This is a genomic window from Paraburkholderia atlantica (assembly GCF_000092885.1).
Taxonomy (GTDB): Bacteria; Pseudomonadota; Gammaproteobacteria; order Burkholderiales; family Burkholderiaceae; genus Paraburkholderia; species Paraburkholderia atlantica.
Window position 1 is genome coordinate 1,915,100 of sequence record NC_014118.1, and the last position, 20,276, is coordinate 1,935,375.

General features: G+C 63.3%; 20 protein-coding genes and 1 pseudogene. 14 read left to right on the forward strand and 7 right to left on the reverse strand.

Features of this window, described 5'->3' with window-relative positions; genetic code table 11:
- Window positions 1–67: 67 nt before the first annotated feature.
- From BC1002_RS24630 to BC1002_RS24670, 9 genes are read left to right on the forward strand one after another with little or no spacing between them, the layout of a single operon-like run.
- The gene (locus tag BC1002_RS24630) at window positions 68–2,452 is read left to right on the forward strand and encodes a bifunctional salicylyl-CoA 5-hydroxylase/oxidoreductase (protein ID WP_013092716.1); all 2,385 of its coding nucleotides are present in this window, start codon (window positions 68–70) and stop codon (window positions 2,450–2,452) included.
- A complete protein-coding gene (locus BC1002_RS24635) occupies window positions 2,449–3,222 on the forward strand; it encodes an SDR family NAD(P)-dependent oxidoreductase (protein ID WP_013092717.1) in 774 nt (257 codons plus the stop codon). The genes BC1002_RS24630 and BC1002_RS24635 overlap by 4 nt, the downstream gene beginning before the upstream one ends.
- Entirely contained in the window at window positions 3,219–3,773 is a 555-nt protein-coding gene (locus BC1002_RS24640; RefSeq protein WP_013092718.1) for a MarR family winged helix-turn-helix transcriptional regulator, read from the forward strand. Before BC1002_RS24635 ends, BC1002_RS24640 begins: the two co-directional genes overlap by 4 nt.
- A 19-nt stretch (window positions 3,774–3,792) precedes the next feature.
- Entirely contained in the window at window positions 3,793–4,644 is an 852-nt protein-coding gene (locus tag BC1002_RS24645) for an enoyl-CoA hydratase family protein (protein WP_013092719.1), read from the forward strand.
- Window position 4,645: 1 nt separating this feature from the next.
- The gene (locus BC1002_RS24650) at window positions 4,646–5,857 is read left to right on the forward strand and encodes an acyl-CoA dehydrogenase family protein (RefSeq protein ID WP_013092720.1); all 1,212 of its coding nucleotides are present in this window, start codon (window positions 4,646–4,648) and stop codon (window positions 5,855–5,857) included.
- A complete protein-coding gene (locus tag BC1002_RS24655; protein WP_013092721.1) occupies window positions 5,854–6,294 on the forward strand; it encodes an acyl-CoA thioesterase in 441 nt (146 codons plus the stop codon). The genes BC1002_RS24650 and BC1002_RS24655 overlap by 4 nt, the downstream gene beginning before the upstream one ends.
- Window positions 6,294–6,689 carry a RidA family protein gene (locus tag BC1002_RS24660; protein WP_013092722.1) on the forward strand — a complete coding sequence of 132 codons (396 nt, stop codon included), beginning with the start codon at window positions 6,294–6,296 and terminating at the stop codon, window positions 6,687–6,689. Before BC1002_RS24655 ends, BC1002_RS24660 begins: the two co-directional genes overlap by 1 nt.
- Before the next feature lie 26 nt (window positions 6,690–6,715).
- Entirely contained in the window at window positions 6,716–8,356 is a 1,641-nt protein-coding gene (locus tag BC1002_RS24665) for an AMP-binding protein (protein WP_013092723.1), read from the forward strand.
- Between the two features lie 32 nt (window positions 8,357–8,388).
- Complete coding sequence (locus BC1002_RS24670; RefSeq protein WP_013092724.1) at window positions 8,389–9,612, forward strand: dienelactone hydrolase family protein; 1,224 nt, start codon at window positions 8,389–8,391, stop codon at window positions 9,610–9,612.
- Between the two features lie 89 nt (window positions 9,613–9,701).
- Here BC1002_RS24670 and BC1002_RS35700 read toward each other — a convergent pair whose 3' ends face one another.
- A complete protein-coding gene (locus BC1002_RS35700; RefSeq protein ID WP_238537965.1) occupies window positions 9,702–10,373 on the reverse strand; it encodes a DUF6402 family protein in 672 nt (223 codons plus the stop codon).
- On the opposite strand from BC1002_RS35700, the pseudogene BC1002_RS35910 reads away from it, so the two are divergent.
- The 3 genes and pseudogenes from BC1002_RS35910 (at window position 10,272) to BC1002_RS24690 (ending at window position 13,065) form a co-directional block, all read left to right on the forward strand.
- Window positions 10,272–10,563, forward strand: a pseudogene (locus BC1002_RS35910) (glutathione S-transferase N-terminal domain-containing protein). The gene BC1002_RS35700 and the pseudogene BC1002_RS35910 sit on opposite strands and share 102 nt — an antisense overlap.
- Window positions 10,564–10,692: 129 nt before the next feature.
- Window positions 10,693–12,186, forward strand: coding sequence for a DHA2 family efflux MFS transporter permease subunit (locus BC1002_RS24685; protein WP_013092726.1), 1,494 nt, complete (start codon window positions 10,693–10,695; stop codon window positions 12,184–12,186).
- Between the two features lie 45 nt (window positions 12,187–12,231).
- Window positions 12,232–13,065 carry an AraC family transcriptional regulator gene (locus BC1002_RS24690; RefSeq protein WP_013092727.1) on the forward strand — a complete coding sequence of 278 codons (834 nt, stop codon included), beginning with the start codon at window positions 12,232–12,234 and terminating at the stop codon, window positions 13,063–13,065.
- 48 nt (window positions 13,066–13,113) lie between these two features.
- Here BC1002_RS24690 and BC1002_RS24695 read toward each other — a convergent pair whose 3' ends face one another.
- Both BC1002_RS24695 and BC1002_RS24700 read right to left on the reverse strand, forming a co-directional pair.
- Window positions 13,114–14,475: an MFS transporter gene (locus BC1002_RS24695; protein ID WP_013092728.1), complete on the reverse strand. Its 1,362-nt coding sequence runs from the start codon at window positions 14,473–14,475 to the stop codon at window positions 13,114–13,116.
- A gap of 373 nt (window positions 14,476–14,848) precedes the next feature.
- Window positions 14,849–15,721 (reverse strand): AraC family transcriptional regulator, encoded by an 873-nt coding sequence (locus BC1002_RS24700; protein ID WP_013092729.1) that lies wholly within the window; start codon window positions 15,719–15,721, stop codon window positions 14,849–14,851.
- 151 nt (window positions 15,722–15,872) lie between these two features.
- Between BC1002_RS24700 and BC1002_RS24705 the strand changes: the two genes are divergently transcribed.
- Window positions 15,873–16,256, forward strand: a complete 384-nt coding sequence (locus tag BC1002_RS24705; protein WP_013092730.1) for a hypothetical protein — start codon at window positions 15,873–15,875, stop codon at window positions 16,254–16,256.
- A 6-nt stretch (window positions 16,257–16,262) separates the two neighbouring features.
- On the opposite strand, the gene BC1002_RS36660 is transcribed toward BC1002_RS24705, so the two are convergent.
- Entirely contained in the window at window positions 16,263–16,544 is a 282-nt protein-coding gene (locus BC1002_RS36660) for a His/Gly/Thr/Pro-type tRNA ligase C-terminal domain-containing protein (RefSeq protein WP_083788729.1), read from the reverse strand.
- 254 nt (window positions 16,545–16,798) lie between these two features.
- Here BC1002_RS36660 and BC1002_RS24715 point away from each other — a divergent pair, with 254 nt between their 5' ends.
- Window positions 16,799–17,296 (forward strand): GNAT family N-acetyltransferase, encoded by a 498-nt coding sequence (locus BC1002_RS24715; protein WP_013092731.1) that lies wholly within the window; start codon window positions 16,799–16,801, stop codon window positions 17,294–17,296.
- A gap of 6 nt (window positions 17,297–17,302) precedes the next feature.
- Here the strand turns inward: BC1002_RS24715 and BC1002_RS24720 are convergent, their stop codons facing one another.
- The 3 genes from BC1002_RS24720 to pdxR form a co-directional block, all read right to left on the reverse strand.
- The gene (locus tag BC1002_RS24720; protein ID WP_013092732.1) at window positions 17,303–17,884 is read right to left on the reverse strand and encodes a flavin reductase family protein; all 582 of its coding nucleotides are present in this window, start codon (window positions 17,882–17,884) and stop codon (window positions 17,303–17,305) included.
- 188 nt (window positions 17,885–18,072) lie between these two features.
- The gene (locus BC1002_RS24725; protein ID WP_013092733.1) at window positions 18,073–18,405 is read right to left on the reverse strand and encodes a hypothetical protein; all 333 of its coding nucleotides are present in this window, start codon (window positions 18,403–18,405) and stop codon (window positions 18,073–18,075) included.
- Between the two features lie 192 nt (window positions 18,406–18,597).
- A complete protein-coding gene (gene pdxR, locus BC1002_RS24730; protein WP_013092734.1) occupies window positions 18,598–20,190 on the reverse strand; it encodes a MocR-like pyridoxine biosynthesis transcription factor PdxR in 1,593 nt (530 codons plus the stop codon).
- Window positions 20,191–20,276 lie beyond the last annotated feature (86 nt).

The window sequence follows — 20,276 nt, forward strand, 5'->3', positions numbered from 1 at the left end:
TTACTTGACATCTAAACTATCAAAACCTAAATTAATCTGACCGCGGAGTTCATTTTGGGGAACCAGCATGCGCATAGTCTGTATCGGGGGCGGTCCGGCCGGTTTGTACTTCGGTCTGTTGATGAAAAAACGCAACCCCGGCCATGACGTCACGGTGATCGAGCGCAATCGCCCCTACGACACCTTCGGCTGGGGCGTCGTGTTCTCCGACCAGACGCTCGGCAATCTGCGCGCCGCCGACGCCCCGAGCGCCGACGCGATTCTCGACGCGTTCAATCACTGGGACGACATCGAGATCCACTTCCGCGGCCGCAGCGTGCGCTCGTCGGGCCACGGCTTTTGCGGCATCGGTCGCAAACGCCTGCTGAATATCCTGCAGGCGCGTTGCGAAGAACTCGGCGTGAAGCTCGTGTTCGAAACCCAAGTCGTCGACGACAGCGCATACGACGCGGACCTGATCATCGCGAGCGACGGCCTGAACAGCGCCGTGCGCCAGAAATACGCGCATACCTATCAGCCCGACATCGACGTGCGCGACTGCCGCTTCGTGTGGCTCGGCACGAAGAAGCTGTTCGACGCGTTCACGTTCGCGTTCGAGGAAACCGAATTCGGCTGGTTCCAGGCGCACGCCTACCGCTTCGACGATCAAACCTCGACGTTCATCGTCGAAACCCCGGAACGCGTATGGCGGGCCGCCGGTCTCGACGAAATGAGCAAGGAAGACAGCATCGCGTTCTGCGAAAAGCTGTTCGCCAAGTACCTCGACGGCCATGGGCTGATGTCGAACGCGGCGCATCTGCGAGGCTCGTCGCAATGGATCCGTTTTCCGCGCGTCGTCAACAAGGAGTGGGTGCATTGGCGCAACAACGCCAACGGAACGCGAACGCCGATCGTGCTGATGGGCGACGCCGCGCATACCGCGCACTTCTCGATCGGCTCGGGCACCAAGCTCGCGCTCGAAGACGCGATCGAACTCGCGAACAGCATCAGCGCGCATCCGGGTTCGCATCCGGACGATCTGGCCGCAGCGTTGAAGCATTACACCGAAGTGCGCAGCGTCGACGTGCTGCGCATCCAGAACGCCGCGCGCAATTCGACCGAATGGTTCGAGCACGTCGATCGCTATACGTCGTTCGAGCCGGAACAGTTCGCGTATTCGCTGCTCACGCGCTCGCAGCGCATCTCGCACGAGAACCTGCGCGAGCGCGATGCGCGGTATCTGTCCGGCTTCGAAGACTGGCTCGCGAAGCGCGCGGGCGTGGAGCGCGCGGCGGACAAACATTCGATTCCGCCGATGTTCACGCCCTTCAAGGTGCGCGGCGTCACGCTGAAAAATCGCGTGATGGTGTCGCCGATGGCGCAGTACTCGGCGGTAGACGGCGTGGCCGGCGACTATCACCTGATGCATCTCGGCTCGCGCGCAATGGGCGGCGCCGCGCTCGTGATGACGGAGATGACCTGCGTGTCGCCCGAAGCGCGCATCACGCCGGGATGCCCGGGCATGTACGTGCCCGAGCATCTGGCCGCGTGGAAACGCATCGTCGATCTGGTGCATCTGCAATCGGATGCGAAGATCGGCATCCAGCTCGGCCACTCGGGCGCGAAGGGTTCGACGCGCGTCGCGTGGGAAGGCATCGACCAGCCCCTCGACGAAGGCAACTGGCCACTCGTTTCGGCGTCGCCGCAGCAGTATCTGCAAGGTATCAGCCAGCATTCGCGCGAAGCCACGCATGACGAGCTGCGCGCAATCGAGCAGCAGTTCGTGAAGGCGACGCGCATGTCGATCGAAGCAGGTTTCGATTGGCTCGAATTGCACTGCGCGCACGGCTACTTCCTGTCGAGCTTCCTGTCGCCGCTGACGAATCACCGTACCGACGAATACGGCGGCTCGCTCGAAAACCGTCTGCGTTATCCGCTGCAGGTATTCAGCGCGATCCGCGCGGTGTGGCCGCAAGACAAGCCGATCTCGGTACGGATTTCCGCGCACGACTGGGTCGAAGGCGGCAACACGCCCGACGACGCCGTGAAGATCGCGCAAGCGCTCAAGGCGGCCGGCGCGGACATGATCGACGTATCGTCGGGCCAGGTCAGCAAGGAAGAAAAGCCCGTGTTCGGCCGCATGTTCCAGACGCCGTTCGCCGATCGCGTGCGCAACGAAGCCGGCATCGCGACGATCGCAGTCGGCGCGATTTCCGAAGCGGACCACGTGAACAGCATCATCGCGGCGGGTCGCGCGGACCTGTGCGCGATCGCGCGTCCGCATCTGGCGAATCCGTCGTGGACCTTGAATGAAGCGGCGAAGATCGGCTACCTCGACATCGCGTGGCCGAAGCCCTACACCGCCGCGAAGATGCAGCTCGAACGCAATCTCGAACGCGAGCGCGCGCAAGCCATCGCCAACGCCGGCCTGACGGCGCAACAACGCGCGCAACGCGCCGAAGGAACTGTGTGAACACGTCAGACACCTCTCTCGCCGGACAACACGCTGCCGTCACCGGCGGCGGCAGCGGCATCGGCGCGGCCATCGCGCAGGCGCTGCTGCGCGCCGGCGCGCGCGTCACGCTGATGGGCCGCAACGCACAACGCCTCGAAACGCAGCGCGAACAATGCGCGGCGCTCGGCGATGTCGCGTGCATCAGTGTGGACGTCACGCGAGAAGATTCGGTCGCGCGCGCATTCGACCAGGCGGGCGCCGTCGATATCCTCGTCAACAACGCGGGCCAGGCGCAGGCCGCGCCGTTCACACACACCGATATCGCACTGTGGCAACGCATGCTCGACGTGAATCTGACCGGCGCGTTTCTCGGCACCCGCGCCGTACTGCCGGGCATGCTCGAGCGTGGCTATGGCCGCATCGTCAACGTCGCGAGCACCGCGGGGCAGATCGGCTATGCGTACGTCGCCGCGTATTGCGCCGCGAAGCATGGCGTGATCGGTCTCACGCGTTCGCTCGCGCTCGAAACCGCGACGCGCGGCATCACCGTCAACGCGGTGTGCCCCGGCTACACCGAAACCGAGCTACTGCATGCGTCGCTCGAACAGATCACGAACAAGACGTCGCGCACCGAAGCTGACGCGCGCGAAACGCTGCTGCGCTCGAATCCGCAGCGACGCTTCGTGAGTCCGGAACAGGTCGCTAACGCGGTGTTGTGGCTGTGTCGCCCCGGCTCGGATGCGATCACCGGGCAATCCATTTCCATTTCGGGTGGGGAAGTAACGTGAGCAAATCAACGCAAGCAAAAAAGTCGGCGCTGGATGCAAAGCCGTCGCGCAAAGGCGTCGCCCAACCCGCGGAGAACGTCGTGGACCTCGAAATGAGCACCGGTGCGGACAGCCACATGGGCCTGCGTCTGTGGTTGCGCATGCTGACCACCACCAACCTCGTGCAGGCCGAATTGCGCAAACGTCTGCGCGCCGAATTCGACACCACGTTGCCGCGTTTCGATCTGATGGCGCAACTCGAACGACATCCGGAAGGCCTGAAGATGACCGAGCTGTCGCGTCGTTTGATGGTGACGGGCGGCAACGTCACCGGTATCACCGATCAGCTCGAAAAAGAGGGGCTCGTCACGCGCGATACCGATCCGAACGACCGCCGCTCGATCAGCGTGTGCCTGACGCCCGCTGGCCGCAAGGCGTTCGACAAAATGGCCGTCGCCCACGAGCAATGGGTCGTCGAAATGTTCGGCGGCCTGAGCATCGACGAAAAGATGAAGACCCATCAGGACCTCGGCAAACTCAAGCGGCATCTGCTCGACAGCCTGAAAAGCTGACTTCGCACCGGAGGAATACATGACACGATCCAACACCGACGCACTGTTGGCCGGCAACCGCCTGACCCTGGCAGGCTATGAGGCGAAGCACTTCGGCTGGTCGGTGACCAACAAGGTTGCGACGATCACGCTGAACCGCCCCGAACGCAAGAACCCGCTGACCTTCGAATCGTATGCGGAGTTGCGCGACCTGTTTCGCGACCTCGCGTACGCGACCGACGTGAAGACCGTCGTGCTGCACGGCGCGGGCGAAAACTTCTGCTCGGGCGGCGACGTGCACGACATCATCGCGCCGCTGATCGATCTGCCGATGCCCGAGCTATTGCTGTTCACGCGCATGACAGGCGATCTCGTGAAGGCCATGCGCCATTGCCCGCAGCCGATCATCGCGGCCGTCGACGGCGTTTGCGCGGGCGCCGGCGCAATCCTCGCGATGGCTTCCGATCTGCGCCTCGGCACCGCGCGCAGCAAGCTCGCGTTTCTGTTCACGCGCGTCGGCCTTGCCGGTTGTGACATGGGCGCGTGCGCGATGCTGCCACGCATCATCGGCCAGGGACGCGCCGCCGAGCTGCTGTTCACCGGCCGTTCGGCAAGCGGCGATGAAGCTCACGCATGGGGCTTTTACAACCGCCTGTGCGACCCGGCCGCGCTCATCGAAGAAGCGCAGAAGCTCGCCGCCGATCTCGCGTCCGGCCCGACCTTCGCGCACGGCATGACGAAGAAGATGCTGCACCAGGAATGGAGCATGAGCATCGACGAAGCGATCGAATCCGAAGCGCAGGCGCAGGCAATCTGCATGGGCACGCGCGATTTCGAGCGCGCGTACGACGCGTTCGCGGCGAAGACGCGTCCGGTGTTCGAAGGAGACTGAGTTGAGCGCCGACCATCACAACACGTCGATCGATTTGCACAGTCCGCTCGCGTGGCCGTTTTTCGAACCGCGTCATCGCGAACTCGCGGCCGGCATCGACGCGTGGTGCCGCGCGAATCTCAAGCATCAAGAACATGGCGACACCGATGCGATCTGCCGCCTGCTGGTGCGCGAACTCGGCCAGGCCGGCTGGCTGAAATACGGCGTCGGCGGTGTCGCTTATGGCGGCCACGGCGACACGATCGACACGCGCGCGGTGTGCCTGCTGCGCGAAACGCTCGCGCGCTATTCGGGCCTCGCCGACTTCGCACTGGCAATGCAAGGCCTCGGCTCGGGCGCGATCTCGCTCGCTGGCACGCATGAGCAGAAATCGCGCTATCTGCCGCGCGTTGCGAGCGGCACGGCGATCGCCGCGTTCGCGCTGTCGGAGCCGCAAGCAGGCTCGGACGTCGCGGCGATGGCGCTGGCGGCTCGCGAAGAAGGCGACCACTACGTGCTCGACGGCGAAAAGACGTGGATATCCAATGGCGGCATCGCGGACTTCTATGTGGTGTTCGCGCGCACCGGCGAGGCACCAGGCGCGCGCGGCATCAGCGCGTTCATCGTGGATGCAGAAACGCCGGGCCTCGACATCGCCGAGCGCATCGACGTGATCGCGCCGCATCCGCTCGCTCGTCTGCGCTTCACGAACGCGCGCGTGCCGAAGAGCCGGATGCTCGGCGTGCCCGGCGAAGGCTTCAAGATCGCAATGCGCACGCTCGATGTTTTCCGCACGTCGGTGGCGGCCGCATCGCTCGGCTTTGCGCGTCATGCGATGGCCGAAGGTCTCGCGCGCGCGGCGTCGCGCAAGATGTTCGGCCAGACGCTCGGCGATTTCCAGTTGACACAGGCGAAGCTCGCGCAGATGGCGCTGACGATCGACAGCAGCGCGCTGCTCGTCTATCGCGCCGCGTGGCTGCGCGACCAGGGCGAAAGCGTCACACGTGAAGCCGCGATGGCGAAGTGGCACGCGAGCGAAGGCGCGCAGCAGGTGATCGACGCAGCCGTGCAGCTTTATGGCGGCATGGGCGTGCAAAGCGGCAGCGCGGTCGAGATGCTGTACCGCGAGATTCGCGCACTGCGTATCTACGAAGGCGCGACCGAGGTGCAGCAGCTGATCGTCGGCCGCGATCTGTTGAAGGCGCATGCGGCCGCGAACGGGAACGCACAATGAGCGCATCGTTCGAGCGGCCCGTACGCGTCCGTTTCTCGCACTGCGATCCCGCGGGCATCGTGTATTTTCCGCAGTACCTCGTGATGACCAACGTGCTCGTCGAAGACTGGTTCAACGAGGGCCTGCGCATCGACTATGCGCACATGATCGCGCGGCGCCGCATCGGCCTGCCGATCGTGAAACTCGACTGCGAGTTCTCGCGGCCGAGCCAGATGGGCGAAACGATCCTGCTCACGCTCGAAGTCCGCACCATCGGCCGCAGTTCTGTCGGCATCGAGATTCACGGGCATTGCAACGGCGAAACGCGATTCCGCTCGGAACAGGTGCTCGTGTTCATGTCGTTCGACAGCGGCCAATCGATCGACATTCCCGGCGACATCGCGAGCGCGCTCGCGGCGTACGCGCCATCGCCCTCCTCCATCGAGGCTCATCGCTGATGAAAAAAGCTCTCCTTCCCGCCGGCTGGGTCAAGCCGCGCGGCTATGCGAACGGCGTCGCGGCGAGCGGCACGCAGGTGTTCATCGCCGGCCAGATCGGCTGGGACGAACAGGCGCAGTTTCATTCCGACGACTTCGCGCAGCAGTCCGAGCAGGCACTGAAGAATCTGCTCGCCGTGCTGCGCGAAGCGGGCGGCAAGCCCGAACATCTGGTGCGCCTCACGTGGTACGTGACCGACAAGCGCGAGTACCTCGCGTCGCTGAAGGACATCGGCCGCGTGTTCCGCGAACTGATCGGCGACTACGACATCGCGATGAGCGCGGTGCAGGTCGTCGCGCTGATGGAAGACCGCGCGAAGGTCGAGATCGAAGCCACCGCGGTGATTCCGCACTGAACGGCTCAACGCCCCGGGAGACCACGATGGAACCGTCAGCACACGTCGATACTTTCGCGCGCGACAATCTTCCGCCGCAGGATCAATGGCCCGTCTTTCTCCTCGACAATCGGGACGTCGCCTATCCGCCGCGACTGAACTGCGCGACCGAACTGCTGGAGCGGACCATCGAGGCGGGACATCGCGACCGGCCGGCGATCTGGTCCGACGTGGATGGCAAGCCTCAAGCGACCACGTATGGCGAACTGCTCGCAATGGTCAACCGCAGCGCGCATGTGCTCGTCGATGAAATGGGCTTACGGCCCGGCAACCGCGTGCTGCTGCGTGGACCGAACACGTTGCAGATGGCCGTCGCCACGCTCGCGGCGCTGAAGGCCGGGCTCGTCATCGTGCCGACCATGCCGCTGCTGCGCGCGAAGGAGCTCAAGCAGATCATCGAGAAAGCGCAGGTCAGCGCAGCGCTTTGCGATGCGCGCCTGACCACGGAACTCGAGCGCTGCACGAATCCGCGCGACGAGTTCTACTGCGCGCTGCTGAAGCAGACGCGCCGCTTTCACGACGATTCCGCCGATTCGCTCGAGACGCTCGCCGTCAACAAGCCCGAGCACTTCACCGCATGCGACACCGCCGCCGACGACGTCTGCCTGATCGCGTTCACGAGCGGCACGACCGGCGCGCCGAAAGGCTGCATGCATTTCCATCGCGACATGATCGCGATGTGCGATCTGTTCCCGCGTCATGTGCTGAAGCCATCATCGAGCGACATCTTCTGCGGCACGCCACCGCTCGCGTTCACGTTCGGGCTCGGCGGCCTGCTGTGCTTTCCGCTGCGCGTCGGTGCGTCGACGGTGCTCGTCGAAAAGCTCACGCCGCAGACCTTGCTCGACGTAGTCGAACGTTTTCACGCGACCGTGATGTTCACCGCGCCGACGTTCTATCGGCAGATGGCGCCGCTCGTCGCGCAACATGACGTGTCGTCGCTGAAGAAGACCGTGTCGGCCGGCGAGGCGCTGCCCGATTCGACGCGGAGTCTGTGGCGCGCGGCGACCGGCATCGACATGATCGACGGCATCGGCGGCACCGAGCTGATCCACATCTTCGTTTCGTCGCAAGGCGCGGAGATCCGGCCGCACGCGATCGGCCGCGCGGTGCCGGGCTACGTGGTGCAAGCCGTCGACGACGACATGCAACCCGTGCCGCCCGGCACGATCGGCAAGCTCGCGGTGCGCGGCCCGACCGGCTGCCGTTATCTGGCCGACGAACGACAACTGCGCTTCGTGCGCGACGGCTGGAACCTGCCGGGCGATTCGATCTATCTGGACGCGGACGGCTACGTGTTCTATCAGGCGCGCGCCGACGACATGATCGTGTCGGCCGGCTATAACATCTCCGGTCCCGAAGTGGAAAGCGTGCTGATGCAGCACGAGGCGGTGGCCGAATGCGGCGTGATCGGCGTGCCCGACGAAACGCGCGGGCAGATCGTGCGGGCCTTCGTCGTGGTGAACCCCGGCTACACGGCCGACGATAAACTGGTCGCGCAACTGCAGGATTTCGTTAAGAATAACGTCGCGCCGTATAAATACCCCCGCGTCATCACGTTCATCGGCGCGCTGCCGCGCACCGAAACCGGCAAGCTCAAACGTTTCGAGTTGCGCATGATGACGTAACCCATACCAACACGAGACTGGAGACAGACTGCATGGCCGGCTCTTTCATCGAAGTCGTCGCCCACGATGGCGGCCGTTTCAACGCTTACGTCGCGCGCCCCGCGCAGGGCTCGGGCCCGGGGCTCGTGCTGCTGCAGGAAATCTTCGGCGTCAATGACACGATGAAGGAGACCGCCGATCGCTACGCCGAAGAAGGCTACGTCGTGCTCGTGCCCGATCTGTTCTGGCGCATCAGGCCGGGCATTTCGCTTGGCTACGGCGACGCCGATATGAACGAGGCGCTCGGCTATCTGGGGCAGTTCGATGCGGATGTCGCCGTGAAAGACATCGCCGCCACGATCGCCACGTTGCGCGAACTGCCCGAGCAGGCCGGCAAGGTAGGCGTGGTGGGCTACTGCCTCGGCGGCAAGCTCGCGTTTCTGAGCGCGGCGCGCACCGACGTCGATTGCGCGGTCAGCTACTACGGCGTGGGGCTTGACGCGCATCTCGGCGAAGTATCGGCAATCAACTGTCCGATGGTGTTTCACTTCCCTGAAAACGACGCGCACTGCCCGCCGGAAATGCGCGAACGCATCGGCGCCGCACTGCGCACGCGGCCGCAGATCGAGCAATACGTGTACCCCGGTTGCGATCACGCGTTCGCCGCGCCGCAGCGCAAGCAGTACGACAAGCCGGCCGCGATGATGGCGTACTCGCGCACGCTGGCGCTGCTGCGCAAGGTGCTCGGTCCGGTCTACGATCTGAACGCGCTGTGGGAAGCGCATTGCTATCACGAGTTCGCGACCCGTGACGTCGATGCGGTGATGCCGACGATGGTCGCCGAGCCCTATGTCAATCACGTGCCGACGATGACAGGCGGTGTCGGGCACGACAATCTGAAGCGCTTTTACACGCATCATTTCGTCAACTCGAATCCGCCCGACACGAAGCTGATTCCGATTTCGCGCACGATCGGTTCGGATCGCGTCGTCGATGAATTTATTTTCAGCTGCACGCATAGCTGCGAGATCGACTGGCTGCTGCCGGGCGTCGCGCCGACCGGCAAGTACTTCGAGGTGCCGATGCTCGCCGTGGTGTGCTTCCGCGGTGACAAGCTTTATAACGAGCACATCTATTGGGATCAGGCTTCAGTGCTCGTGCAGGTGGGGCTGCTCGATCCGAAGGGCTTGCCGGTGGCGGGGATTGAGAGTGCGAGGAAGTTGCTGGATGAGACGTTGCCGTCGAATGGGTTGATGGGGGGTAAGTCGAAGGTTTGAGGATGTGGTGCTGCCGTCGCTGAGTATCATCCGAATGACTCGCGCCGGCAGCGCGTATTAATGGCGGCGTGCGAGGCTGAAATAGCTCATCATTCCCTTAGTGAAAATCTGGCGATCATCCGGTCATAGAATGACGGCGGCAGTTTTATGAACGACGCGTCGTCGCCGCCACGGGAAAATGAAACGCCTTCGTCGGTTAGCCAAATCAATTCAGGAACAGGTGTGCTGAAGGTTCTGCGCACCAGCAGTTTGCCTGACGCGGCGTCGTAGACCTGACCGCGATAGTTCGGGTCGTTGCCGCCTCGCCATTGGAGCAGACACCGCTCCGCAATGTAGCGGCCGTTCTTTGACGTGCTTTTGATGCATTCGCTCGCATTCCTGGTATCGGTGTGCGTCGCGACGAGAAGTACGAAAAACATCATTGCAAGCACTACTGCGGCCGACCCGATCCATCGCCCGTGTTTCAAGTACACCTTGATCGGTGGGTCGATTCGAACAAACTTTCGATCTGAATAGATCACGAAGTCACCTCCTCGTTGGTGTTTTATTGCCCACTCTCTGAAGTCCTTATTGTGAACCGGGTAGTACACGTTGCCAACCATCACCGCGCGCCATTCATGCTCACCGTCCATCATCTGAACAACTCCCGCTCGCAACGCGTGCTGTGGCTGCTCGAAGAACTCGGCGTTCCGTACGAGATCAAGCGCTACGAGCGCGATCCAAAGACGATGCTCGCGCCGCCCGAACTGCGTGCGGTCCATCCGCTCGGCAAGTCGCCCGTCATTACCGACGCTGGTGCAAATGAGCTTCCCGCTCGAAGCCGCCACCGCGCGCGGCATCACTGCTCAGTTGCCCGCGATAAGCGCGTTTTTGCAGCGCATTCACGCGCGGCCCGCGTATCAGCGCGCGCTCGAACGCGGCGGCAAATACGAAATTCTCACCGGCAATTGAAGCGGAACCGCGCGCCGGTTCGCGCGGCGCCGCCGCCCAGGATTTCGTAGTTGGACGCGAAATGCGCGGGTGCTAGACTCGAAAGCCCATCGTCGGTGATCGACAGAATCCGCGTAAAGGGGCACCCGCATGACCCACTCCCTCCACGGCAAACAACGTTGGCTCGCACTGATCGTGCTCTGCCTCGGCGTGCTGATGATCGTGCTCGACACCACCATCGTGAACGTCGCGCTGCCGTCCATCGCCGCCGATCTCGGCTTTAGCGAAACTTCGCTCGTATGGGTCGTCAACGCCTACATGCTGACGTTCGGTGGCTGTCTGCTGCTGGGGGGACGGCTTGGCGATCTGTACGGACACCGCAAGCTGTTCCTGTCCGGCATTACGCTCTTCACGCTCGCTTCGCTCGCCTGCGGCCTCGCGAATTCGCAAGTGCTGCTGGTCGCCGCGCGTGCGGTCCAAGGCCTGGGTGGTGCGATCGTCTCGGCGGTCTCGTTGTCGCTGATCATGAATCTGTTCACCGAACCCGGCGAACGCGCGAAAGCGATGGGCGTGTATGGCTTCGTCTGCGCGGGCGGCGGCAGCATCGGCGTGCTGCTCGGCGGACTGCTCACCAATCTTCTGAGCTGGCACTGGATCTTCCTGGTCAATCTGCCGATCGGCATTGCGGTGTACGCGCTGTGCCTCGCGCTACTGCCCGCCGCGCGCGGCCACGCGCATGGCGAACGGCTCGACGTGGCCGGTGCGCTCAGCGTGACCGCATCGCTGATGCTGGCGGTCTATGCGATCGTCAACGGCAACGAAGCGGGCTGGACTTCGGCGCAGACGCTCGGCCTGCTGTGCGTCGCGCTCGCGCTGCTTGCCGTGTTCCTGGCAATCGAGGCCAGAGTCGAACATCCGTTGATGCCGCTCGGTCTGCTGCGTTTGCGCAATGTCGCGACCGCCAACGTGGTCGGCGTGTTGTGGGCAGCCGCGATGTTCGCGTGGTTCTTTATTTCGGCGCTTTATTTGCAGCGCGTGCTCGGCTATCGGCCGTTGCAGGTCGGGCTCGCGTTTCTGCCCGCGAACCTGATCATGGGACTCTTTTCGCTGGGATTGTCGGCGCGTGTGGTGATGCGCTTCGGGCTGCGCCGGCCGCTCGCGGCGGGCCTGCTGATCGCGGCATGCGGGCTCGCGCTGTTCGCGCGTGCGCCCGTCGACGGCAGCTTCGTGCCCGACGTGTTGCCCGGCATGTTGCTGCTCGGCTTTGGCGCGGGCATCGCGTTCAATCCGCTGCTGCTCGCCGCGATGAGCGACGTCGATCCCGCCGATTCGGGCCTCGCGTCGGGCATCGTCAACACGTCGTTCATGATGGGCGGGGCGCTCGGGCTCGCGGTGCTCGCGAGTCTTGCCGCGGCGCGTAGCGAGGCAATGCAGGCGTCGTCGGGCGCGGCGGCCGTGCTGAACAGCGGGTATCACGTCGCGTTTCTGTTTGGGGCGGTTTTTGCGGCGGCGGCCGGCGTGCTGGGTGGACTGTTGCTGAGGCCGGGGCAAGCGGGTCGGGCTACGGGCGAGCATAGTGACGTGTCGCAGTCGGCTCCGCCCTCCGCCGCGACTGCAAAACCGCAAGCGCGATCAAATGCGTGAGTGCGCCGCTGACTATGCTGGCTTCATGCTGACATGAGAGCTGAGATGAACCCGGTCGGAAAAGCGCTCTGGTATATCGAAAGCCACTTCGCGGGCGAATTGACGCTCGACGACATCGCCCGCTGTGGCTGCGTATCGCGCTTTCACCTCGCCCGCGCGTTCGAAGCGGCCACCGGGATGCCGGTGATGCGCTATGTTCGCGCACGGCGTTTGAGCGAGGCTGCACGGCGTCTCGCTGATGGCGCGCCCGACATTCTCGCGGTCGCCCTCGACGCGGGTTACGGCTCTCACGAAGCATTCACGCGCGCGTTTCGCGAACAGTTCGGGCTCACGCCTGATGCGTTGCGCGCGCGGGGTCATCTCGACAACCTGAGCATCGTGGAGCCGATCAAAATGGACGAAACCCTTCTGACTCATCTGGAGCCGCCGCGCTTCGAAGACGGCGAGCCGTTTCTCATCGCTGGACTGAGCGAGCGCTATACGTGCGAGACCAGCAAGGCGATTCCATCCCAATGGCAGCGCTTTGGCGCCTGGTACGGCAGGGTGCCGGGACAGGTCGGCAAGGTGGCTTATGGCGTTGGCTATAACGCCGATGAACTGGGTAACTTCGACTATATGTGCGGCGTCGAAGTCAGCGATTTCTCCGCATTGCCGCCGGAGTTGAGTCGTGTGCGCATCGCCGCGCAACGCTACGCGGTATTCAGTCATCGCGAGCATATCTCGGCAATTCGTCGCACCATGAATACGATCTGGAATCATTGGTTGCCCGCATCAGGGCACGTGCCTGCCGATGCACCGCATTTCGAACGGTATGGCGAGCAATTCGATCCGGTGACGGGAATGGGTGGAGTGGAAGTCTGGTTGCCGTTGAAAAGCTGATGGTTGATTCGGCGGATGGCCGCTGCGGCCGGCCATCCGCCTGATCGATCACGTGGCATGTCCGTGGTCATGCAATGCATGCACGTCGTCGTATTCGCGCGAAATGTCCTTATTCGTGTAATCGCCCAGTCGCATAGCGGCGGCCACGCTAATCACCGCACACGCGAAGACATACCACGCCACCGCGAATCCAGAATGGAAGTAGGCATAAAGCGCGGTTGCAATCAACGGTGCCGGACCGCCAGCGATGACGGAAGCCAACTGGTATCCCATCGACGCGCCGCTGTAGCGCAAGCGCCCCGTGAACGATTCGGCGATCAACGCGGCTTGGGGACCGTACATCATTGCGTGCGGCACCAGCGAAAGCACGATGGCCGCGAAGATCCATCCGGGGTTATGAGTTCCGACCATGAAGAAGTACAGGAAACCGAATAGCCCGACAGCAGCGGCACCGATCACATACATGCGTCGACGTCCGATCAGATCGGACACGTGACCAAACAGCGGAATCGTGAAGAATTCCAGCACCGACGCGGCCAGCACCGCCGTGAGTAACAGATCACGTGTGACGCCCAGACTCATCACACCATAGGTGAAGATAAAGGCCGTGAAAATATAGAAAGGCGCCTGTTCGGCCATACGCGCAAGAGCCGATAGGAGAATGTCTTTCGGCTGCCGGCGTAGCACTTCACGCATCGGCGCCTTTTCGATCCTGCGCTCAGCGAGGAGCTTCGCGAAGACCGGCGTCTCGAGAATACTCAAGCGGATATAAAGGCCGATCCCGACCAGCGCAATACTGAGGAAAAACGGTACCCGCCAGCCCCACGTGAGAAATGCGCTGCCGGAGATCTGACTCGTGGCCAGCACCACCAGATTCGCGACGAACAATCCCGCCGGTACGCCGAACTGCGGCCACGACGCGACGAAACCGCGATGCTTGTTGGTGCGCGCCCATTCCATCGACATCAGCACCGAACCGCCCCACTCGCCGCCAACGCCCACACCCTGAATGAAGCGCAGCGCCGTGAGCGCAATGGCCCCCCAGATGCCGATCGACGCGTAGGTCGGAACAAAGCCGACGGCGAATGTCGCGAGTCCCATCAGCAATAGCGTGACAATCAACGTTGCTTTACGTCCGATGCGATCGCCATAGTGACCAAAAATCGCCGCACCCACCGGCCGCGCGACAAAGCCGACGGCGTAAATCAGAAAAGCCTGGAGTGTGCCGACGAGCGGGTCCGATTCAGGAAAAAACAGCTTCGCGAATACCAGACCAGTGACCGTGCTATACAGGAAGAAGTCATACCATTCGATCGTGGTACCAATCGTGCTGGCGATGACAGCGCGGCGCAACTGGCGCCGTGCCTCCTCTTCGGAGAGGGGCATAGCCCCAGATTGCGTGGCAGCCATTTGATATCTCCCCAAAATGGACGGGTGACATCCTGAGTTGACACTGCGGATATTGGGTGGTTCCGGCGATCACGCGGGATGCCGAAAGCGGAGCCGCCTTTCGCGCTACTGTCTTGGCGGGAAGCCGGAATCGATAAAAACCCGTAGCTGAAGCACTATTCGCAGAGATTGGCGCTTTATTCCAAGGATACATTTCGCAATTGCATTTTTTCCCGAATGAACGATCCGGCAATCATCGCTTCAATGCAATTGATGCCGATGTCAAAATGGATCGGAGCCGCGACTTCGGACATTGAGATTTCGCGGAGAATGGGAGCGACTCGTTTTGCCCTGGCAGGCATTCCATATGCTCAGCGTCCCCCATTCCCTCCAATCACACCAACGGAATGTAGATATCCGTCTGCCACTGATCGAGCGGCGTCTCAGGATAAACGCTCAGGTAGTGGAAAAATAGCGGTTGATTCCGCAACTCTTCCCCACTCGAAGGCAGCCAGTCGCGAAAGATTGGGTAGATCGTCTCGCCGATGTGGTCGGTTGATCCCGTGTGCCGCACCACCGCGAATCGCCCTCCCGGCATTACGAGTTCGCGCACACCATATTGATTCGGCGCGACCGGCTCATCGATCTCTCCGCAGATATCGAAGCGGAATTCCCCCGCTGGCACCGTGTCCGGATTGCCGCGCGGGATACCGAAGGTCCTGCTCGACTCTACCGGCGATTGTCCGCTTTGAATGCGCCAATCGATGAATTTGCGCGCACTCTCGTTGACAAGTCCAGGTGAACCACAATGCTCCAGCGCGGCAACCCGGGTTTCCGCAAAATCGACGATTTTCACTTGCATGGTCAGTTTCCTCGAAAGATAGGGAACAATAAAACTCGCACTCCAGAATTGCCATGTTGGATGCCGTCGAAACGCGCTCGGCGCCATGCCGAACGCACGCTTGAACGCGCGGCTGAAGGCTTCGGGACTGTCGAAGCCAGCGTCGAGCGCGGCATCGAGAACCGAGCACGACTCCTGCGACGCGAGGCGGTGAGCCGCGCGGCGCAAGCGCATCAACTGCACGTAGCGTGCGACGGGCACGCCGACATACGCGACAAACTGTCGATGGAAATGGAACATCGAGAAGTTTGCGATACGGCTTAGCGCGTCGACCGACAGATCGCCTTCGAGGTTTGCGTCGATATAGGCGAGAACGGCTTCGAAGCGTTTAGCGTAAGCGGCGGTGGCGTCTGTGTGAGTTAGCATGGTCTGGAATCGTGCGAGTCCCGATATGGTCGCCGAGGTTGGACACATCTTACCTAGCCGGACTTGCTCTCTCTTCTATCGGCTCGCTGCCGAGCCTGGAGAATGTGCGTAAGCTTATTCACTCGCCCTCGCTTCGTGAGAATTTCCGCCGATGCCCTCTTCGATCAGCAATTCGCTCCTCTGGATCTTCGACGCGTTCGAACGCGATCCGACTTACCTGCGCCGGCGAATGTTTGGTAGCGATGCCGCGTATATCGACGGCCTATTGTGTCTGGTTGCCGCCGATCGCGACAAGCCGTGGAATGGGCTGCTCGTCTGTACATCGCAGGAACGCCATGCTGCTCTGATTACCGATCTGCCCGCGTTGCGGCCTCACCCGGTACTCGGAAAGTGGCTCTATGTGCCGCAGGAGGACCCTGCGTTTGAAGACACCGTCGAGCAGTTGACGGCGCTCGTACTGGAGCGAGACCCGCGAGTAGGGGTGGAGCCTAAGCCGAAAAAGCGGCGCGGAAAGTCGGTATTGCCGCACGGTTGAAGCGGGTCAGACTCTCGTCGGCGAACCCGGCAAGGCTCCTTTGCCTTTCAGGTGCCCCACTCCCTCCGCGAGATCAAACTCCCGCTGTGCGCCATCCTTCGACCATCGCACACTAACCGTCCTGTCCGCCGCCTCCCTCTTCCCCACGACAAGGAGAAAAGGCACCCGCTTTTCCCTCGCATCGACGATCTTCTGTCGCGAATGGCGTGGTCTTCGGATGCAATCTCGACTACACGAAAGGCACGATGTACGCGCTCGATTCTTCCAACGGAAAAGTACGGTGGTCATTCGATGGCGGCGGCGCGTGCAATGCCGGACTGGCCGTTGCGGACGGCGTGGTGTTCTGGGGCCCTGGCCCAACGAACGGCCCGGGGCGGCAAAAATTGTTCGCGTTCGGTCTGTAGGAAACGCCCGAGGCCTCGCCCTCTCACGGCGGTGCCTTCGGCACTTTGCTACGATGTGAGTCTGTTCCGAAGCCGGCGCATTTGACGCATACCGTCAGCCGGACCGGAATCACCACCGAACTCACCGAGCACCAGACCTTGACGATCCACATCCGCCCCGCCACCGCATCCGACGCTCCCCTGATCCTGCGCTTCATCACCGAACTCGCGATCTACGAGAAAGCCGAGCACGAAGTCGTCGCCGGCGTCAAAGACATCGAGAAGAGCCTGTTTTCCGAGGGCGTGCCCGCGAAAGCGCTGATCTGCGAAATGAACGGCGAGCCCGTCGGCTTTTGCGTGTACTTCTTTTCGTATTCGACGTGGCTCGGCAAGCAGGGGCTTTATCTGGAAGACCTATACGTGTCGCCTGCATCGCGTGGCAGCGGCGCAGGCAAACAGATGCTGCGCCATCTCGCGCAAATCGCCTGCGAAACGGGCTGCGGCCGCTTCGAATGGAGCGTGCTCGACTGGAACGAGCCGGCCATCGGCTTCTACAAATCGATCGGCGCGAATCCGCAAAGCGAATGGGTGCGTTACCGTCTCGCCGGCGACGCGCTCAAAGCATTCGCCGAAGGCGAAACCGAACCGAACACCTAAGCGCGGTCATTGCGCGGAGGCCGCGACGGGCGCCACCTCGAATGCATCGCCCGTCGCGAAGAAAGTGCCGCCTGCCACGTAATGGCATGTGCGCAGGTCCGGATCGTCACCGAAATGCCAGCGGTTGTGCGAATACACGCGGCTATCCGCATACGCGGCGACCACCTCGCCGATGATCAGATCGTGGCGCTGGCTGTCGTCCGGAATCACCTTGCATTCCATCCACGTAATGCAGCCGGCCAGCATCGGCACGTCGATTTTTTGCGCGCGGAAGGTCTCGAGATCGAACGCGGAGAACTTGTCGAGTTCGACGCCCGCGTGAGTGCCGACCGCGAGCGTTTGCGTGGCGAAACCGCGGCTCGGCAGTTGCAGCCCGAACACGCCGCTCGCTTCGATCAGGCTACGCGTCAACGTGCGGCTATCGACGACCACCACCACCTTCGGCGGATTGAAGTCGAGCGGCATCGCCCATGAGGCGGCCATCACGTTCGATCGACCTGCGTGCGCGCTAGTGATCAGCGTGACGGGCCCGTGATTGAGCAGTTGAGTCGCGCGCGACAATTCCACGGGTTCTCGGGTGGCGTTCATAGCATCGTGATGGCGTCGAAGGATGACGCTGATTGTAGCGGCGCGGGAGAAACGCGGTGCGTGCAGTGCGGGCCGCGGTGCGCGGCGATGGGCGGGCGATTCGAACCACGCGGCGGGCGAATCGAGCTGCCGGGCGGCAGCAAGCGAGCCGCCGCCCGAGCAGGCTTCAAGCGAATTTCAATGGACCCTCAATGCGGCGCCTTGCCGTTCGGCACCACATTGAGCGGCTTATGCTGCTCTTCGCCGAGTCCCGGGAAGAACGCGTTCCAGGCGGCGCGCACGCCCTGCGCCGCGGTGGCTTCGGCGCTGACCGAGTCGGCCGCGCCGTCCGCGGCTTTCGACGGATCGGCGGACAGTCCGCGCCAATGCGTGAATACGAGCAACGGCTTTTCGGTCCACACGCCGTCGCCAAATTTCGCAAACGCCGTGTCCCCGCTCGCCAACTGCACCTCGTACCAGCCTTCGCGTACAGGCGTATGGATGGCCAGGTCAAACCACGGGGTCGGTTCGATTTCCTTCATATCGTCTCCGGTCGGATAAATCGTCATCGATAACCACAGTCAATGCATTGTTCGTGCCCATCGCCGGCGCCGCGCCCGCGGCACGGCGGGCCGGGCAACGGCGGCACATGCGGGCAGACCGGCATTTCGGAGCGAAGTCGCCGCGCATACGACACGATAGCGCGACATGGGCCGGGCGGACAAACGTAAAACTTACATGTCCGGGGTAGCGAGTGTGCGGCGTTGCGCGGTCGGCGTTTTGCCGGGCCGGACGGCGGATTTTCCGGCCGGTTTTGGCGCGCCCTTCGCAGCCGGGCGCGCCGCGCTCTCCATCTCCCGCACCAACTCCGCCAGCAATTTCACCGCCGGCCCCAAGCGCTGCGCCTCCGTATTGCCATACCCGATCACAAGGCCGTTGGTCTGCTCCGACGCCTCGATCGCAAACCCCGACAGCGCGCGCGGACTGAGCCCCAAGGTCTGCGCCCGCGCCGTCAGCGCGCGATCGTCGAGCGACGCGGGCAGCCGCAACGTCAGATGCATGCCGCAATCGCCGCCAAGAATCGTCGCCGCCGGAAAATGTTCGGCCAGCGCGTCGCGCAGCGCCTGCTGGCGCTCACGGTACAGCCGCCGCATCCGCCCGAGATGCCGCCCGAACTCGCCGCTTTCGAGGAAATGCGCGAGCGCCAACTGCTCCAGCCGATGCCCGCCGCGCAGCATCTCTTGCAGCGCAACAGCGGCATGCGCGGCGATCGCCCGAGGCAGCACGACGAAGCCGATGCGCAGCGCCGGAAACATCGTCTTGCTGAACGAGCCGACGTACAGCACGGGCGCCTCGTCGACGAGGCCCTGCATGCTCGCGATCGGCTCGCCGGTGTGGCGCACCTCGCCGTCGTAATCGTCCTCGATCAGCCACGCGCCGCAGCGCCGCGCCTTTGCAATCAGCTGGAGCCGCCGCGCCACCGACAGCACCGCGCCGGTCGGATACTGATGCGCGGGCGACGTGTAGATCAGCTTCGGCGGATGCGTGCGCCACGCGTCAGCCGGCACGGCCACGCCTTCGGCGTCGACGGGAATCGGCAGCATGCGCAAATCGCCCGCGTTGAAGGCGGCCTTCGCGCCGCGGTAGCCGGGGTCCTCGATCCATGCGATATCGCCGGGATTGGTCAGCAGCCGCACGCACAGGTTCAGCGCCTCCTGCGCGCCCTCGGTGATCACGACCTGCGAGCCGTCGCAGCGCACTCCGCGCGCCATCCGCAGATGCGCGGCAATCGCGTCGCGCAGCGCCGGCTCGCCGGCCGGCGTGCCGTAGCCGAGCGCGTGCGGTAAGGCGCGCTCCATCGCACGTTCGAGCGCGCGCCGCCATGCGGCCAGCGGGAAGCGATCGAGCGCGGGCGTGCCGGGGGTCAGCGCGTACGCGTTGTCGGCGTGCTGGTGCGACGCCGCGAACTGCTCGACGCGCGTCGCGTACACGACTTCCGGCGCGGCCGACGCCGCTACCCGCTCGGCGCGCGCGGCGGGGCTCGACAGTGAGCTCACGCGCGTGCCCTGGCGATCGGCGACGACGTAGCCGACCGCGGCGAGATGTTCGTAAGCGATCACGACCGTGTTGCGCGACACGCCCATCTCGGCGGCGAGCAGCCGCGACGACGGCAGCAACGACCCGGCCGGCAGACGGCCCGCGAGAATCGCCTGCTGCAGACGTTCGATCAGCTGCTTTTGCAGAGGCGCAGGCCGTGTGGCCCCGCTGGCAACGCTCGCGGTGAACACGTCGTCAGCATGGACGAGCGGTCCGATAATTTCGATCATGGAGCTGGACCTATCGAATAAGCGTGTCTTGGATCTTTTGAACATACCACGTTTGCCGTATCGTTCCTGCATCGACGACAGGAGAA